General features: G+C 64.2%; 17 protein-coding genes. 13 read left to right on the top strand and 4 right to left on the bottom strand.

Annotation, left to right across the window (positions count from 1 at the left end):
* Positions 1 to 8: 8 nt before the first annotated feature.
* The 3 genes from BLO80_RS13840 to BLO80_RS13830 are packed head-to-tail and all read right to left on the bottom strand — an operon-like array spanning position 9 to position 3,657.
* Positions 9 to 1,349: an MFS transporter gene (locus BLO80_RS13840; RefSeq protein ID WP_092328937.1), complete on the bottom strand. Its 1,341-nt coding sequence runs from the start codon at positions 1,347 to 1,349 to the stop codon at positions 9 to 11.
* Positions 1,350 to 1,376: 27 nt separating this feature from the next.
* Entirely contained in the window at positions 1,377 to 2,258 is an 882-nt protein-coding gene (locus tag BLO80_RS13835; protein WP_060739506.1) for a polysaccharide deacetylase family protein, read from the bottom strand.
* A 37-nt stretch (positions 2,259 to 2,295) separates the two neighbouring features.
* A complete protein-coding gene (locus tag BLO80_RS13830) occupies positions 2,296 to 3,657 on the bottom strand; it encodes an amidase (protein ID WP_092328998.1) in 1,362 nt (453 codons plus the stop codon).
* A 345-nt stretch (positions 3,658 to 4,002) separates the two neighbouring features.
* On the opposite strand from BLO80_RS13830, the gene BLO80_RS13825 reads away from it, so the two are divergent.
* Positions 4,003 to 5,004, top strand: a complete 1,002-nt coding sequence (locus BLO80_RS13825; protein ID WP_060739507.1) for a GntR family transcriptional regulator — start codon at positions 4,003 to 4,005, stop codon at positions 5,002 to 5,004.
* 24 nt (positions 5,005 to 5,028) lie between these two features.
* On the opposite strand, the gene BLO80_RS13820 is transcribed toward BLO80_RS13825, so the two are convergent.
* Positions 5,029 to 5,796 (bottom strand): ParA family protein, encoded by a 768-nt coding sequence (locus BLO80_RS13820; RefSeq protein WP_063323262.1) that lies wholly within the window; start codon positions 5,794 to 5,796, stop codon positions 5,029 to 5,031.
* 357 nt (positions 5,797 to 6,153) lie between these two features.
* Here BLO80_RS13820 and BLO80_RS13815 point away from each other — a divergent pair, with 357 nt between their 5' ends.
* The 12 genes from BLO80_RS13815 (at position 6,154) to BLO80_RS13760 (ending at position 17,056) form a co-directional block, all read left to right on the top strand.
* Positions 6,154 to 6,873 (top strand): beta-ketoacyl synthase chain length factor, encoded by a 720-nt coding sequence (locus BLO80_RS13815; RefSeq protein ID WP_092328934.1) that lies wholly within the window; start codon positions 6,154 to 6,156, stop codon positions 6,871 to 6,873.
* Positions 6,849 to 7,658: a lysophospholipid acyltransferase family protein gene (locus BLO80_RS13810; RefSeq protein WP_092328932.1), complete on the top strand. Its 810-nt coding sequence runs from the start codon at positions 6,849 to 6,851 to the stop codon at positions 7,656 to 7,658. The genes BLO80_RS13815 and BLO80_RS13810 overlap by 25 nt, the downstream gene beginning before the upstream one ends.
* The gene (locus tag BLO80_RS13805) at positions 7,639 to 7,896 is read left to right on the top strand and encodes a phosphopantetheine-binding protein (protein WP_014336216.1); all 258 of its coding nucleotides are present in this window, start codon (positions 7,639 to 7,641) and stop codon (positions 7,894 to 7,896) included. Before BLO80_RS13810 ends, BLO80_RS13805 begins: the two co-directional genes overlap by 20 nt.
* Before the next feature lie 9 nt (positions 7,897 to 7,905).
* Positions 7,906 to 8,160, top strand: coding sequence for an acyl carrier protein (locus BLO80_RS13800; protein WP_030140951.1), 255 nt, complete (start codon positions 7,906 to 7,908; stop codon positions 8,158 to 8,160).
* Positions 8,157 to 8,702 carry a COG4648 family protein gene (locus BLO80_RS13795; protein ID WP_072407257.1) on the top strand — a complete coding sequence of 182 codons (546 nt, stop codon included), beginning with the start codon at positions 8,157 to 8,159 and terminating at the stop codon, positions 8,700 to 8,702. The genes BLO80_RS13800 and BLO80_RS13795 overlap by 4 nt, the downstream gene beginning before the upstream one ends.
* Positions 8,699 to 10,378 carry an ApeI family dehydratase gene (locus tag BLO80_RS13790; protein ID WP_092328929.1) on the top strand — a complete coding sequence of 560 codons (1,680 nt, stop codon included), beginning with the start codon at positions 8,699 to 8,701 and terminating at the stop codon, positions 10,376 to 10,378. Before BLO80_RS13795 ends, BLO80_RS13790 begins: the two co-directional genes overlap by 4 nt.
* A gap of 146 nt (positions 10,379 to 10,524) precedes the next feature.
* Positions 10,525 to 11,259, top strand: coding sequence for a glycosyltransferase family 2 protein (locus tag BLO80_RS13785; RefSeq protein ID WP_092253104.1), 735 nt, complete (start codon positions 10,525 to 10,527; stop codon positions 11,257 to 11,259).
* Positions 11,256 to 12,200 (top strand): LpxL/LpxP family acyltransferase, encoded by a 945-nt coding sequence (locus BLO80_RS13780; protein WP_092328927.1) that lies wholly within the window; start codon positions 11,256 to 11,258, stop codon positions 12,198 to 12,200. Before BLO80_RS13785 ends, BLO80_RS13780 begins: the two co-directional genes overlap by 4 nt.
* A complete protein-coding gene (gene hutH / locus BLO80_RS13775; RefSeq protein WP_092328924.1) occupies positions 12,181 to 13,725 on the top strand; it encodes an HAL/PAL/TAL family ammonia-lyase in 1,545 nt (514 codons plus the stop codon). The genes BLO80_RS13780 and hutH overlap by 20 nt, the downstream gene beginning before the upstream one ends.
* Positions 13,718 to 14,143 (top strand): acyl-CoA thioesterase, encoded by a 426-nt coding sequence (locus BLO80_RS13770; protein ID WP_060739517.1) that lies wholly within the window; start codon positions 13,718 to 13,720, stop codon positions 14,141 to 14,143. Before hutH ends, BLO80_RS13770 begins: the two co-directional genes overlap by 8 nt.
* Positions 14,140 to 14,733 (top strand): outer membrane lipoprotein carrier protein LolA, encoded by a 594-nt coding sequence (locus BLO80_RS13765; RefSeq protein ID WP_092328922.1) that lies wholly within the window; start codon positions 14,140 to 14,142, stop codon positions 14,731 to 14,733. The genes BLO80_RS13770 and BLO80_RS13765 overlap by 4 nt, the downstream gene beginning before the upstream one ends.
* The gene (locus BLO80_RS13760) at positions 14,717 to 17,056 is read left to right on the top strand and encodes an MMPL family transporter (RefSeq protein ID WP_092328919.1); all 2,340 of its coding nucleotides are present in this window, start codon (positions 14,717 to 14,719) and stop codon (positions 17,054 to 17,056) included. The genes BLO80_RS13765 and BLO80_RS13760 overlap by 17 nt, the downstream gene beginning before the upstream one ends.
* Positions 17,057 to 17,074: the final 18 nt, after the last annotated feature.

The following is a 17,074-nucleotide window of genomic DNA, read 5'->3' as shown; positions in this document are numbered from 1 at the left end:
GGGCCTCCTTATTTCACGGTTTCCGGACGGACGTGGCGTGCCGCGAACATCAGCGCGCCAGAGAGGAAACAAGGCAGCGCGCCGAAGTACAGCGCCGAGGTCTGCCAGTTGCCACCTGCCGCCAGCACCTGGGTGGCACCGAACCCGGCCACCACCGCGCCGATCGGCCCCATGGCATGGATAATCGCGCCGCCCGTGGCGCGGATGCTGGTGGGGAAACTCTCGCCGATGAAGAACAGCGCCGCCGAATAGGGCCCGATCAGGAAGAATAGACCCAGGCTGTAAAGACCGACCACCATCGGCAGGTTGCTCGGCCCGTAGAGCATGCCGGCAAACGACAGCCCGCCCAGCATCCAGCCCAACGCGATGACATTGCGCCGGCCGATCTTGTCGCCCATCCAGCCATGGCTCAGGTAACCGCAGTAGCCCACCAGGTTGGAGAGCACCAGGATGATCAACGAGTTTTCGAAGGAGATATGGTGCACGCTGACGATCACCGTCGTGCCGAGCACGCTGAACACCTGGATCGCCGCCCAATTGAGCAGGATCGCCGCACCGATCACCAGTGTCGCGCGCCGCGACGTGCCGCGAAAGGCCGACGCGAGGCCGGCCTTGCTGTGTTCCTCATAGTCGACGCCGTAGGTGGACGCCACTGCCTGGGCATCGGCGACCGCGCCGCTTTTGCGCAACTGGCCGATACGCTGGTGAATCTGGAACTGTGGGCTTTCCTTGAGCTTGCGCGCCATGATCGCAATGACGATGGCCGGGATCGCCGCAAAGATAAAACAGCCCTGCCAGCCGATGGTCGGCAGCAACACGGCGGTCAATCCGGCGGCGGTCAGCGCGCCCACCGGCCAGCCACCCTGTACCAGGCTGTAGATGAAGCCACGTCGCTTGGCCAGCCTCGGGTCATCGGAGGCGGCATAAAGCTCGCTCAGATAAGTGGCATTGACGGTTTCTTCCGCGTAACCCAACCCGCCGAGAGAACGGATCAGGATCAACGGAGATTTGCCCCAGGCACCGCCGATGGCCGTCAGCGCCGAACAGATCGCCGCGCCGCTGACAGTGAAGATGATCCCCATGCGCCGGCCCAAGCGGTCCACCAGCGGGCCGATGGCCAACGCCACCACCGCCGTGCCGACCGCCACCCAGGTGGCGATTTCGGCTTGCTCGACTTCGCTCCAATTGAAGTGCCGGCCGATTTCCGGCAACAACGTGCCGAACAGAATGAAGTCGTAGACCGCAAACACCCAGGCAAAAAAAGCGATCCAGGTGGCGAAGCGCACCTGGGCCGAGGTCAATTGCTCGGGTTTCCAACCAGTCAGGTCGAGTTTGTTGTAGATGGACATGAGAACACGCCTCGAATAAATGCCGGATCAGCGGCTGCGGGGGTTGCGGCGAATGAAGTCGTCGGCAATTTCATCGAACGTGACGAAGCGCACGCCGGCATGGCCCTGGATGTGTTCGATCAGGCGCTCCAACATCAGCAGCACCTGCGGGCGCCCGGAGACGTCGGGGTGGATCGTCATGGTGAACACGGCATGCTCGTGTTCGCGATAGACCCAGTCGAACTGGTCGCGCCACATCTCTTCGAGGTGCCGCGGGTTGACGAAACCGTGGCTGTTGGGCGACTTCTTGATGAACATCATCGGTGGCAGGTCGTCGAGGTACCAATTCGCTGGGATCTCCACCAGATCGGTTTCCTGGCCACGCACCAGCGGTTTCATCCAAGTGTCCGGGTGCTGGCTGTAGTCGATCTTGGTCCAGCTGTCGCCGACGCGAACGTAGTAGGGGTGGAAGTCGTTGTGCATCAGGCTGTGGTCGTACTTGATGCCTTTCTTGAGCAGCAGCTCGTTGGTCACTTTGCTGAACTCCCACCAGGGCGCGACATAGCCGGTAGGCCGCTTGCCGGTCACCTGGGTAATCAACTCGATGGATTTATCGAGCACCGCCTCTTCCTGCTGTGGGGTCATCGCGATGGGGTTTTCGTGGCTATAGCCGTGCACGCCGATCTCGTGGCCCGCATCCGCCACGGCTTTCATCTGCTCGGGGAAGGTCTCCAGGGAATGCCCGGGGATAAACCAGGTGGTGCGCAGGCCGTAGCGTTCGAACAACTTGAGCAGCCGCGGCGAGCCGACTTCACCGGCAAACAGGCCGCGGGAAATATCGTCGGGTGAGTCTTCACCGCCGTAGGAGCCGAGCCAGCCCGCCACGGCGTCGACATCGACCCCAAATGCACAAAGAATATCTTTAGCCATGATCGGCCTCCGGTTGTGGTGGTTGTTCAAACATCAATCAGCAATTGGCCAGCGTCGCTTCGACCGAGCGCGCGACTCGCAGGAGCCGCGCATCCTCGCCTTGGGGCACGCTGAGCAGCAGGCCGGTGGGCAGCCCCTGGCTGTCACGGCCGCTGGGCAGGTTGACGCCGGGCATGTCGAGCAAACTGCCGGGCATCGTCAGGCTCAGGGTGGCGAGATTGGTACGGACAAACAGTTCGTCGTCGGCCTCCAAAGGCGCCAGCGGCGGGGCGACATGGGCCACGGTCGGCGTGATCAGCACCGCGCCGTCGAGTTCCTCGACGAGTTGGCGTTGCAAGGTCGATCGCGCGTCGTAAAGCTTGAGCACCTGGCTGGCGGTCATGGGCCGCGCCGCTTCGAGACGCCGGCGTACCCGCGGGTCGAGACGTTCGGCATCGGCGCTGTCGAGCAAGGCCTCATGCAAGGCGAACGCCTCGGCGGCCCCCAGCCAGCCGTGGTCGCGGATCAGCGCGAGGCTGGCCTGGAAAGCCGGCAATGGCCGAATCTCCACCAACGCCCCAGCGGTGCGCAGCGCCTGGACACCGGCCAGCACATTGGCCCGCACCGCGGCCTCGACACGGGCATCCTCCATTACCGCTTGCTCGACCCAGAAGCGCTGCCCGGCCAGGCTGCGCACCGGTGGCGCTTGTCGTGGGTCGCGCCCCTGAAGCAGTTCGTCGATCATCCAGGCGTCACGCACGCTGCGAGTCAACGGGCCGATGCTGTCGATGCTGTGGGCCAGAGGAAATACCCCATCGCGACTGTAACGACGGGAACTGGCGCGAAACCCCACCAAAGCGTTGAAAGCCGCCGGGATGCGGATCGAACCGGCGGTATCGGTACCCATGGCGATCGGCACGATGCCCGTCGCGACCGCCACCGCCGAACCGCTGGAGGAGCCGCCGGGGATCCGCGGTTGTGCATCGCTGAACGGGTTGACCGGCGTGCCGAAGTGCGGGTTGAGACCGAGCCCTGAATAGGCGAACTCGCTGAGGTTGGTCTTGCCCAGGCAGACCATGCCGGCCCGGCTGAGCAGGCTGACACTGGCCGCGTCCAGCAGCGCGGGCGGTGCGTTCCGGCGCACCGCCGCTGCCGCGGTGGTGACACTGCCGGCCACATCGAACAAGTCCTTCCAGGCCAACGGTACACCGTCGAAGCCGCTCAACGGTTGCCCGGCACGCCAGCGCGCCGCCGAGGCCTGCGCTTCACGCCGGGCCCGGGCGTCGGTCAGCGACACGAACACGTGTTCGGCGCGAGCGGCTTGCTCCAGCGCTTGTTCCAGCACCTGGACCGGATCTGTGCGCCCTGAGGCGAAGGCTTCGGCGAGTGCAATGGCATCCAGCGAGGAAAATGGGCTCATGGGCTGCGGCATCCGAAAACGTATCTATTATTAAAATGTACATTTTTTATGGAGCAGTTTCCGTGCCAACTACGCTTGCACAATCCATAGCTGCCGAACGCCAATGCTCCCATAGAGGCTGGAACTATCGGCTTAGAGCTGCGTGGATGACTTGGATGAGCGGGGGCCTGGCCAATGTCCGGATGGCATGCTTATCTAATGTATATTTTTATAAAAGATACATTTAGGTGCATAAAAGTAACGTTTTGATGGAGCGAGCCCCACAAAAGGGCGCGCCATGTGACCCTCAGTGACACAGGACACTGTGAGAGAATCCCTCCATCGCCGTCATGCCCAGAGGAATCGATGAAAGCAGCGCCAGCCCAAGACCCGCGTACCGCGTCTCGCTACGCAATGATTCATCAGGTATTGCGTGATGCAATCACCGAGGGCACCGCACTGCAGGGCTTGGTGTTACTGGAAGCCCCCCTGGCGGAGCTGTTCGGCACCAGTCGTGTGCCGGTGCGCAAGGCGCTGGATCTGTTGCACGAGGAGCGGTTGATCAGCCGTTTTGACGGGCGTGGGTACTTGATCAATCCCCTGGGCTTGGACATCGAGCCGCTGCGCCTGCCCTTGAGCCATGTTCACCTTGGCCTGGCGCGTGGCGAAGAACGGGTGGACACGCGACCACTGGGCGAGCGGATCCACGAAGAAATCGGCAGCGCGCTGCTGACCTGTATTACCTTCGGCCACTACCGCCTCGATGAACAAGCCGCCGCCGAGCACTACGGCGTGAGCCGGGCCGTGGTGCGAGAAGCCTTGATGCGCTTGAGGGACCGGGGCTTGCTGGAAAAAGAGCCCTACTCGCAGTGGCTGGCCGGCCCGCTCACGGCCCGGGAAGTCACCGAAGATTATGAGTTGCGCGCCTGCCTGGAGCCCGAAGCGCTACGTCAAAGTGCGCCAGGGCTGAGCCGCGAGCAACTGCAAGCCATGCTGGAACGGGTAACCCAAGCGCAACAGGCTGAGCATTGCCCGGAAGAGACGATCCAGCGCATCGAGGAAGACCTGCACCAGCACTGCCTCAGCGGCCTGCAAAATCGCAAAATGGCAGCACTGATTCGCCAGGCCCAAAGCCCGATGATCATCAGCCGGATTTTTTCCCGGCTGCTGGGGATCGGTGCGGACCCCGCCATGCTGGCCGAGCACCGCCTGATTCTGGAACTGTTGCTACACGGTGCCTTCGACGCCGCCGCGTTGAACCTCAAGGAGCATTTGCAACGCGCCCGGCAACGCATGTTGCAACGCCTCAAGGTGCTATCGGTCGTGCCGGAGCAGGACTTGCCGCCCTACCTGAGCAAAATCAGCTGATCGCCCACGGTCGGCGGCCAGCCCTCAGCTTTCCAGCAATCCATGCAATTCCACGAACTGCTGGGTCAGCTTGTGCCGCGGGTCAAGGTGGATCAGCGGCAGGCTGGCCTGGTGGGATTCGCGCATGCGCACCGAGCTGCTCAGGTACACCGGCAGTACCGGCAGGCCTTCGGCGATCAGTTCGTCGAGAATCTGCTGCGGCAGGCTGGCACGGGCCTGGAACTGGTTGACCACGATGCCTTCGACTTCCAGGCCTTCGTTATGGTCATCCTTGAGTTCTTCAATTTCCGCCAGCAGGCCGTACAAGGCCTGACGGGAGAAGCTGTCGCAGTCAAAGGGAATCAGCACCCGATCAGCGGCGATCAACGCTGAAACCGCATAGAAATTCAGCGCTGGCGGGGTGTCCAGGTAAATCCGGTCGTAATCCTCCTCCAACTCTTCGAGCAATTTGCGCAGCTTGTTGATCTTGTGCTTCGCCTCGAGCTTGGGCTGCAGGTCCGTCAGCTCCGCCGTGGCGGTGATCACGTGCAGGTTGTCGAACGGCGTTTCGTAGATATCCACCTTGTTCTTTTTCGAGAAAGGCCCGGACGACAGGGTCTGCTTGAAGAAGTCGGCAATGCCCATGGGGATATCGTCGCCGGTCAGGCCAGTCAGGTATTGAGTGGAATTGGCCTGGGCATCCAGGTCCACCAACAGCGTGCGATAGCCCTCGCTGGCGCTGACTGCCGCCAGATTGCAGGCGATGCTGGACTTGCCCACGCCACCTTTCTGATTGAACACCACACGCCGCATGTCAAAACCTCCGTGTATCAAAGATTCCCGAGTGTAGTAGGCCGCGACACTGCTTAGCTACCTTCTGCGTAGAAGGACTACAGCAACAGTGGCTTTTCCAACGATTCAGACGTCAATCGTGCCCGGATAAAGACAGAAACAACCGACAGACAAGCCCGTGACAATCGCAATAATGGTCCAAGCCAGCATCGAGTGGACCGACTCGTACATTTTGCCGGGCAAAATGTAACCAGTATTTGCTACAAGCCAACCGCACCGGGATAATGCGCGCCACTTGGGTCGCAAGGCCATGCAGGGTAGGACGCGGGTCAAACCACTGAACCGTGACAATAAAGCCCCGCAGGGGTGGGATGAGTCTTGATCAATTTCAATATCGCCCAATGGCGCGCGTGGGCCCCTGGGCTCGAAAGCGTGGACGACTGGCAGGCCTGGAGCCGACAGCCGGTTGTATTGCCGGCCAGCGATGCCGCCCCTGACGTATCGTTCCTGCCCGCCATGCAGCGTCGTCGCCTCAGCCGCCTGGCGCGGATGGCCTTCAGCGTCGGCTGGCCACTGGCCGAGGGCCAGCCGGACCTACCGTTGGTCTTTATTTCCCGCCACGGCGAAACCCCGCGCACTTTCGAGATTCTCAAGGACCTGGCGGCCGACCAGCCCTTGTCGCCCACCCAGTTCAGCCTGTCGGTGCACAACGCCGTGATCGGCCTGTGGTCGATCATGCGCGGCGAAACCAGCGAAATGACCGCCCTGGCCGCCACCGGCGACGGCTTGGAACACGGCGTGCTGGAGGCCGCCGCCTTGTTGAACGAAGGCGCGCCGGCGGTGTTGCTGGTGATCACCGAAGAACAACCGCCACAAGTCTACGCACCGTGGGTCGATGACGTGCCTTTCCCCTATGCCGTGGGCCTGCTGCTGACGCCGGGCGACGACTGGCAATTGGAGCTGTCCGCGCAGGCCGGCCAACGATCCGGCGGCGACTGGCCCCATGCCCTGGACCTGTTGCGTACCCTGCTGAATAACGAAACCACCTGCCAACATGCCTGGAAGAATCGTGTATGGAACTGGCAACGCAACCGGTGACCGGTAAACATCGCGACGCCTATTACTGGCGCCTGGTCGCGACCGCCGCAAGCTTCGCTCTGTTCGGGCTGGGCGGACTGTGCCTGCGTTTGCTGGTTTTTCCGTTGCTGGCCTGGCTGCCCGGCGATGCCCAGGCCCACCGACAAAGGGCTCGTCGCACCGTCGGGCGGTTGTTCTGGTTTTTTATCCGGTTCATGGCCCGTACCGGCGTGCTCACCTACCAGATCGATGGCGCCGAACGGCTCGGGCGCCCCGGGCAGATGATCATTGCCAATCACCCCTCGCTGATCGACGTGGTGTTCCTGATCGGGCTGGTGCCCAACGCCAACTGCGTGGTCAAGCAAAGCCTGTGGGACAACCCCTTTACCCGTGGTCCATTACGTTCAACCCAGTACATCAGCAACGACGGCAGCATGGACATGCTCGATGCCGCCAGCGATACCCTGCAAGATGGCCAGACGCTGATCGTGTTTCCCGAAGGGACGCGCACCCAGCCAGGCCAGGTGCCGGCCTTTCATCGGGGGGCCGCGGCCATCGCCCTGCGGGGTGCGAAAATCCTCACGCCCGTCACGATCAAGGTCAACCCCACGACCCTGACCAAGGCCGAACCTTGGTATCGCATCCCCCGACGCCGCGTTCACTTCAGTTTTCACGTCGGGGCCGATATAGATCCACAGGCGTTCGCCGCGCTCGGCCCGCCACCCCAGGCTTCGCGCAGGCTCAACGATTTCTTGCATCACTATTTCATCAAGGAGCTCGCCGAAGATGAGCGATCTGCACCGTGACATCAAACAGCTGATCATCGACGCCCTCGGCCTGGAAGACATCGGCATCGACGACATCGGCGACCACCAGACCCTGTTCGGCGAAGGCCTGGGCCTGGATTCGGTGGATGCCCTGGAGCTAGGCCTGGCGATCCAGAAGGAGTACGGCATCAAGATCGACGCCGACGCCAAGGACACTCGTAACCATTTCAGCAATGTGGCAAGCCTTGCGGCCTTCGTCACTGCAAAACGCCCCTGAGACCGGACCATGCAAACTCGTGACGACATTTTCAACACCCTGCGTGACGCCCTGGTCGAGCTCTTCGAGCTGGACCCAGAGCGCGTGACGCTGGAATCGAACCTGTACCAGGACCTGGAAATCGACAGCATCGATGCGGTTGACCTGATCGACCACATCAAACGCCAGACCGGCAAGAAAATCGCCGCCGAGGAATTCAAGTCGGTGCGCACCGTCAATGACGTGGTCGAGGCGGTCTATCGACTGGTTCAACCGGCCGCATGACCCGGCTGATTGGCCTCGGCCTGCTGCTGGCAGGCCTGCTGTACCCCTTTGCGGTGTATTTCGGCATGGAGCATTTCGCCCCGTGGCAGTTCGGGCTGCTGCTGGGTAGCCTGTGGCTGGCCCGGGCGTTGCTAGGCAAGGGCGGTGACGGCAGCCGCTGGATGGCGACCACGGCGATCGTGTTTTGCGTGTTGCTCGCGCTGTTCGACAGCCCGCTCCTGCTGCGTTGGTACCCGGTGCTGATCAGCGGGTTCATGCTTGGGCTGTTTGCCCTGAGCCTGAAATACGGCCCGCCAATGATCGAACGCCTGGCCCGCCTGCGCGAACCGCAGTTGCCGGCCAAGGCGGTGGTCTATACGCGTCAGGTCACGGTGGCCTGGAGTGTGTTTTTCCTGTGTAACGGTTTGCTCGCCGCCGCCCTGACCCTGTGGGCGCCGCTGAGCTGGTGGATGTTGTACACCGGCCTGATTTCCTACGGATTGATGGGGCTGCTGTTTGCCATTGAATGGCTCATACGACAACGGGTAAGAGGCCGCCCATGAATTGGATAACACTTGAGCGGATGTTGCTCAGGGCTCAACCGGAACGCGCCGTCGCGGTCGAGCCGGCGCTGGATCATTCGCAACTGCGGGGCGCGGCGTTGCGCCTGGCGGCCGGCCTGCAAGCCCGGGGCGTGCGCCAGGTGGCGGTGCACCTGGAAGATGCAGCCGACCTGGCCATCGCCCTGTTCGGTGCCTGGCATGCCGGGGTGCGCGTCCTGCTTCCCGCCGACCTGCAAGCGCAGACACGCCAGCGCTGGACGTCCGAGGTGGACCTGTGGCTGACCGACCAGCCCGGCGACACCCATCCCGACGACGTGCAACACGCGCCGATGGACGCCGCCGAACTGGACCTCGATCACTGCTGGCTGAGCCTGTGCACCTCCGGCTCCAGCGGCGAGCCCAAGCGCATCGAGAAAAACCTGCGGCAGTTGAGTAACGAAGTCCAGGCCCTGGAACAGCTGTGGGGCGCCGACCTGGGCCCGGCCTGCATGATCGGCAGCGTTGCCACCCAGCATATCTACGGGCTGCTGTTCCGAGTGCTGTGGCCGCTGTGCGCCGGGCGTCCGTTCGGACGCAGGCAATTGGCGTTCCCCGAAGACCTGCAACGCGCCAGCCGCGAGCAACCGGTGTTCGCCTGGGTCGCCAGCCCGGCGTTGCTCAAGCGCATGGGCGATAACCTCGACTGGCCGGCCCTGAGCAGCGTGCGCCGGGTGTTCTCCTCCGGCGGCGCCTTGCCAACCGAGGCCGCGCAAAGCTTGCAGCGACGGCTGGGACAATGGCCGACGGAAATTTTCGGCAGCTCGGAAACCGGCGGTATCGCCTGGCGCCAGGGTGACCCATGGTGGCAGCCCTTTGCCGACGTCGAGCTGAGCCAGGACAGCGACGGCGCCTTGCTGATCGCTTCGCCCTATCTGCCCGCCGGGCATGTGGAACACACCGCCGACGCGGCGCGCATCGCCGAAGATGGGCGCTTCGAGCTGCTCGGGCGACTGGACCGTATCGTCAAGCTCGAAGAGAAGCGCATCTCCCTGCCCATGCTCGAACAGGCGCTGGTGGCCCACGACTGGGTCAGCGAAGCGCGGCTGGGCGTGGTGCGGGAGAATCGCGCCTCCCTCGGCGCGCTGCTGGTGCTGAGCGAAGCTGGCCTGCGAGCCTTGCGCAACCAGGGTCGACGGGCGGTGACCGGGGGCCTGCGCCGGCACCTGAGCGAACATTGCGAAACCCTGGCCCTGCCACGGCGCTGGCGCTGGCTGCGGCAGTTGCCGCTCAACGCCCAGGGCAAGCTGCCCCAGGCCGAGGTCGAGGCGCTGCTGATGGCGCCACGCCCCAAAGCCCCCGACGTGTTGGAGCAAGTCGAAACCGACGGTGAGTGGAACCTGCGCCTGGTCGTGCCGCCTGACCTCGCGTACTTCAGCGGCCACTTCCCCACCGCCCCGGTCTTGCCCGGCGTGGTGCAGGTCGACTGGGCCTTGAGCCTGGGCCGCCAACTGCTGGACCTGCCGCCCCGGTTCGTCGGCATGGAGGTGCTGAAATTCCAGCAACTGGTTCGCCCCGGTGACGACATCCAACTGCACCTGCGCTTCGACCGCGAGCGCGGCAAGCTGTACTTTGCCTACCGCAATGCCACGGCGGCCTGTTCCAGCGGGCGGATTGTGTTGGGGGAAAACAATGCCTAGGCCTGCAATCAAATCCCTGTGGCGAGGGAGCTTGCTCCCGCTCGAGCGCGCAGCGCTCGCCCGGCGTTCTCAAACACAGGGGCCTGGCAAGCTCCCTCGCCACAATAAGCTTCCTGGTGACAATGGATCGATGGAGGACAGGCAAGATGCATAACCCCTGCGCCGTCATCCCGGTCTACAACCACGAAACCGCCATCTCGGCGGTGGTCCAGGCGTTGCTCGCCAACGGCCTGCCCTGCGTGCTGGTGGATGACGCCAGCAACCCGGCATGTGCCGCCGTACTGGAACGGCTGGCCGAGGGCGAGCAGGTGCATCTGGTCAGGCTGGCCGTCAACCAGGGTAAGGGCGGCGCGGTGATGACCGGCTTGCGCGAAGCGTCGCGCCTGGGTTTCAGCCACGCCTTGCAGGTGGACGCCGACGGGCAGCACGACCTGGGCGACGTGAAGACCTTCATCGAGCAATCCCGTGCCCACCCGGACGCAGTGATCTGCGGCTATCCGCACTACGACGCCAGCGTGCCGAAAGGTCGCCTGTACGCGCGCTACCTGACCCACGTCATGGTCTGGATCAACAGCCTGTCCCTGCAAATCCGCGACTCGATGTGCGGCTTTCGGGTCTATCCCTTGGCACCGACCCTGGCGCTGATCGACTCGGCCAATATCGGCAAGCGCATGGATTTCGACTCGGACATCCTGGTGCGCCTGGCCTGGCGCAATCAGCCGATGCACTGGCTGCACACCCGGGTCCATTACCCTCGGGACGGCGTTTCGCACTTTCGCCTGTTCCACGACAACGTGCTGATTTCCAGCATGCACACCCGGCTGTTCTTCGGCATGCTGGTGCGCGCGCCCCTGATTCTCTGGCGACGGTGGCGGGCATGAGCCTTCAGACAGACAAGCAACATTGGGCCGACCGCCAGGAGCGCGGCAGTTTCTGGCTGATGAAACTCACCGCGCTCGCCGCCAAGGTGCTCGGCCGACGCTTGCTGACCCCGGTGCTGTACGGCATCGTCCTGTACTTTTTCATTTTCGGCCGCAGCGCGCGCCAGGCGGCCTGGCAATACCAGCAGCGCCTGGCCGACTGGAGCGCGCGCCCCGAACTGCGCCCGACCCGCTGGCGGGTGTTCGGGCAGTTCATGGCGTTCGCCGATTCCTTGCTCGACAAGCTCGACGTCTGGAACGGCAAGCTGAGCATCGACCAGATCGAAATCGCCGACCCGGCGCTGCTGCGCAATCACCTGCGCGATGCCCGCGGGCAAATGCTGGTGGGCGCGCACCTGGGCAACCTGGAGATGTGCCGGGCCCTGGCCGAACTGGGCGAGAAAGTGACCATGAACGTGCTGGTGCACACCAAGCACGCCGAGCAGTTCAACCGTTTGCTGGGCGAGGCCGGTGCCACGCACTTGCGGCTGATCCAGGTCAGCGAGCTGAACCCGGTGATCATGTTGCAACTGAGCGAGCGCCTGGAGCGCGGCGAGTGGCTGGCGATTGCCGGCGACCGCGTGCCACTGCACGGCGGACGCAGCGTGATCGTGGACTTCATGGGCCACCCCGCGGCATTCCCCCAGGGGCCCTGGTTGCTGGCCGGCCTGCTGAAATGCCCGGTCAACCTGCTGATGTGCCTCAAGCACGAGGGACGCTATCGCGTCACGCTCGAACCCTTCGTCGAGGCCGTGGCGTGGAAACGCAACGACCGCGAGCAAGTGATCGCCCATTGGGCCGGCCACTATGCCGAGCGCCTGGCGCAGTACTGCCTCCAGGGCCCCCAACAGTGGTTCAACTTTTACCCTTTCTGGAAGACCGATGACGATGCCCACTCTTGAGCCGGTAACCTTCGGCGAACGCCCCCTGCGCATCGAAGATGTGCTGGCCCTGGCCAACCGTCAGGCCCCGACGCAGTTGCAGGATGACCCGGCGTTCCGCCAGCGCATCGCCAAGGGTGCGCAATTCCTCGACTCCTTGCTGGACAAGGAAGGCGTGATCTACGGCGTGACCACCGGCTACGGTGACTCTTGCGTGGTGGCGGTGCCGCTGCACCATGTCGAGGCCCTGCCGCGTCACCTGTACACGTTCCACGGCTGTGGCCTGGGCAAGCTGCTGGACGCCCAGGCCACCCGCGCGGTGCTGGCGGCGCGCTTGCAGTCGCTGTGCCACGGTGTGTCCGGGGTGCGGGTGGAACTGCTGGAGCGGCTCCAGGCCTTTCTCGAACACGACATCTTGCCGCTGATCCCGGAAGAAGGCTCGGTGGGCGCCAGCGGTGACCTGACGCCACTGTCCTATGTGGCGGCCACGTTGTCCGGCGAACGGGAAGTGATGTTCCGCGGCGAGCGGCGCCTGGCCGCCGATGTGCACCGTGAGTTGGGCTGGACCCCACTGGTGCTGCGGCCCAAGGAAGCCCTGGCGCTGATGAACGGCACCGCTGTGATGACCGGCCTGGCCTGCCTGGCCTTCGCCCGGGCCGACTACCTGCTGCAACTGGCGACCCGTATCACCGCGTTGAACGTCGTTGCCCTGCAAGGCAACCCGGAACATTTCGACGAGCGCCTGTTCGCCGCCAAGCCACACCCAGGGCAAATGCAGGTCGCCGCGTGGCTGCGCAAGGACCTGGCGATCGACGCGCCGACGGCGCCGCTGCATCGCCTGCAGGATCGTTATTCCCTGCGCTGCGCGCCCCATGTACTCGGCGTGCTGGCCGACAGCCTGGGCTGGCTGCGTTCGTTCATCGAGACCGAACTCAACAGCGCCAACGACAATCCGATCATCGACGCCGAAGCCGAACGCGTGCTCCACGGCGGGCATTTCTACGGCGGGCATATCGCCTTCGCCATGGACAGCCTGAAGAACCTGGTGGCCAACGTCGCGGATTTGCTGGATCGGCAACTCGCGCTGCTGGTGGACGAGCGCTACAACCATGGCCTGCCGAGCAACCTGTCCGGCGCCAGCGCCGAGCGGGCGATGCTCAACCATGGCTTCAAGGCCGTGCAGATCGGCACCAGCGCCTGGACCGCCGAAGCCCTGAAAAACACCATGCCGGCCAGCGTCTTCTCGCGCTCCACCGAGTGTCACAACCAGGACAAGGTGAGCATGGGCACCATCGCCGCCCGGGACGCGATCCGCGTGCTGGAGCTGACCGAACAAGTCGCTGCCGCCACGCTGCTGGCGGCCAACCAGGGCGTATGGTTGCGCAGTCGCGGCGAAGACGCACGGCCGCTGCCGCCGGCCCTGGCCGCCATGCACCAGCAATTGACCGAGGATTTCGCCCCGGTCATCGAAGACCGCGCCCTGGAAGGCGAACTGCGCCTGTGCCTGCAACGCATCGCCGAACAACATTGGAGGCTGCATGCGTAGCCAAGGCGTTCTGCACGTCGACACCCACATCGTGGTGCCGTTTTTCGACGTCGATTCGATGAACGTGGTCTGGCACGGCCACTACGTCAAATACCTGGAAGTGGCCCGCTGTGCGCTGCTCGACCTGATCGGTCACAACTACAACGACATGCTCGAATCCGGCCATGCCTGGCCGGTCATCGACCTGCAACTGCGCTACGTGCGCAGCGCCGTGTTCGGCCAGGCCCTGACCGTGCGTGCCAGCCTGGTGGAATGGGAAAACCGACTGAAGATCAATTACCTGATCAGCGACGCAGCCACCGGCGAGCGCCTGACCCGCGCCAGTTCGGTGCAAGTGGCCGTGGACATCGCCAGCCGCGAAATGCTGCTGGCCTCGCCCCGGGTCTTTGTCGAAGCCGTCGAAAGGAAACTGCCATGAAGCGTTTGTCGATCTGCCTGCTGCTGTGTTGCCTGGCGCCGTTGGCCCAGGCCTTCGACCTGCAGCAATTGAGCGACCAACTGGCCCGCCCGGAGGTGATCCACGGCCAGTTCATCCAGGAAAAACACCTGCGCGCCCTGCCCCAACCCCTCACCAGCAAGGGCCGCTTCGTACTGGCGAAAAACCACGGCCTGCTGTGGCTGCTGCAAACCCCGCTGCAACAGGACTACCGCATCACCGCCCAAGGCATCGCCCGACGGGACGGCAATGCCTGGCAGATGCTGCCGAACAAGAGTGCCGGCGCCGAGCAGAACCGCCTGTTCCTGGCAGTATTGCAGGGCGACAGCAGTGGCTTGCAACGGGATTTCGAACTGAACCTGTCGGGCGAGCCACAGCAGTGGAAACTCACCCTGACCCCGCGCTCGGTGCTGCTCAAGCAGGTCTTCAAGCAGATCAACATCGACGGCGGCGAACTGGTCCAGCGCATCGAATTGCTGGAAACCCAGGGCGACAGCACCGTACTGCGCATGCAGGACAGCACCAGCGCACAGCCCTTGAGCGAAACGGAGCAACATGATTTTGCCGAGTGAACGGATGCTGCCACGGCTGTTCCTGATCCTGCTGCTGGCCGTGCTCGCGCTCGCCGGCTGGCAGTGGCGCAACGGCGCGCCGCTGTCGGCCAATCTCATGGAGCTGGTGCCGGGCACGTCGCCTGATGCCCTGGAACTGATCGCCGAGCAGCGCATGCAGGAACCGTTGAATCGCGAGGTGCTGGTGCTGGTGGGTCATGCCGATCGCCAGCAAGCCATCGCCCTGGCGCAAACCCTGGGCGAGCAATGGCAGGCCAGCGGCCTGTTCGACAAGGTGCAATGGACATTGCAGGCCGACTTGCCGGCGCTGCGTACGCAACTGCTCAACGGGCGGTTGGCGATGCTCTCGGCGGCGGACCGGCAGCAACTGATCGAACAGCCCCAGGCGTTCATCCAGCAACGGGTGCAGGCCCTGTTCGACCCATTCAGCGGCTTCAGCCTGGTGCCGAACCAGGACGATTGGCTAGGCCTGACCGGGCGCATCCAGAACAGCCAGCCCCAACGCGGCGCGATCAAATTCGACATCGGCAGCGGGGCCCTGGTCGCCGATGCCGACGGTAAAAGCTGGGTGATGCTGCGGGCCCGCGCCCAGGGCAACGCCTTCGACATGAACCTGCCGTTGCAAGTGGCCGAGTTGCTGCAACGCAGCCGCGACCAGGCGGGCCAGGCCCAAGGGCAACTGCTGGCAGCCAGCGGCCTGCTGTACGCCGCCAGCGGCCAGCAACAGGCCTCGCGGGAAATCACCTGGGTCGGCGGTGGCGCGACAGTCGGCATCTTACTGCTGCTGTTGCTGGCCTTCCGACGCCTGCGGGTGTGGCTGGCGTTCGTGCCAGTGCTGGTGGGTATGCTGTTCGGCACTGTGGCGTGCGTGGCCTTGTTCGGGCGCATGCATGTGATGACCCTGGTATTGGGATCCAGCCTGATCGGCGTCGCGGTGGATTACCCCCTGCACTACCTGTCCAAGAGCTGGAGCCTCAAGCCATGGCGCAGCTGGCCGGCCTTGCGCCTGACCCTGCCGGGGCTGAGCCTGAGCCTGGCGACCACCTGCATCGGCTACCTGGCCCTGGCCTGGACGCCGTTCCCGGCCCTGACCCAGATCGCGATATTTTCCGCCGCCGGGCTGGTGGGTGCCTACTTGACCGCGGTGTGCCTGTTGCCGGCGCTGCTCAACGGTGCGGATTTGCGTCCGGCCCAGTGGCCGCTGCGGCTGTGCGAAGGCCTGCTCCAGATCCGCCAGGCGTTGTTGGCACGGGTGCCTACGCCAGTGCTGCTGGTGTTGCTGCTGAGCTTCTGCGCGGGCGGCCTCTGGCACCTGACCACGAAAAACGACATCCGCCAGTGGATCGGCACGCCTCAGCACCTCACCGACGAGGCCCGCGACATCGCGCGCATCACCGGTTTCCAGCCCACCAGCCAGTTCTTCCTGATCCGCGCCGACAATCAGTCTCAACTGCTGGAGCGCCAGACCGCTCTCAACGAACGCCTGGACCAGTTGATCGCCCTGGAAAAGCTCCAGGGCTACCTGTCGCTGAACCAACTGGTGAGCCCACCCGCCGACCAGCAGAAAGTGCGCGAGGCCCTGGCCCGGTTGCCGGCTGTCTGGCAGCCGTTGCTGGACCTGGGCGTGCCGGTCGCCGCGCTGCAAGCGGAACTGGCGCAATTGCAGGCCTTGCCGATCACCGACATCGATGCCGCGCTGGCCGGCCCCCTGGCCGAGCCGTACCGCACGCTCTGGCTCGGCCCCACCGCCCAAGGCGTCGCCGCCATGATCAGCCTGCAAGGCTTGAACGATGCCGCGCTGCTGCGGGTGCAAGCCGTGGATCTGCCGGGGGTACAACTGGTGGATCGCCTGGGCGACCTGAACCGGGTCTTCGCCGCCACGCAGGTCAGCGCCGCCGAGTTGAAACTGGCCTCCTGCGTGCTGATCGTGCTGGTGCTGATCTGGCCGTTCGGGGTCGGTGCGGCCTTGCGCATCGTCGCCCTGCCATTGCTGGCCGCGCTGTGCAGCCTGGCGAGCCTCGGCTGGCTGGGACAGCCACTGACCCTGTTCAGCTTATTCGGCCTGCTGCTGGTGACGGCCATCGGCGTCGATTACGCGATCCTGATGCGCGAGCAGATTGGTGGCGCGGCGGTGAGCCTGCTGGGCACTTTCCTGGCAGCGATCACCACCTGGCTGTCGTTCGGCCTGCTGGCGCTTTCCAGCACACCGGCGGTGAGTAATTTCGGCCTGGCGGTGAGCCTGGGGCTGGCCTTCAGTTTCATGCTGGCGCCGTGGGCCGGGCGTCACGAACACCCCACACCCGCTCAAGAAGACCCACGATGATTACGGATATCCAAGGAA

This window comes from Pseudomonas sp. NFACC56-3, from assembly GCF_900100025.1.
In the GTDB taxonomy this organism is placed as follows: Bacteria; Pseudomonadota; Gammaproteobacteria; order Pseudomonadales; family Pseudomonadaceae; genus Aquipseudomonas; species Aquipseudomonas fluorescens_AA.
Note: the sequence above shows the minus strand (reverse complement) of the source record. Positions and strands in the feature narration are given on the sequence as shown.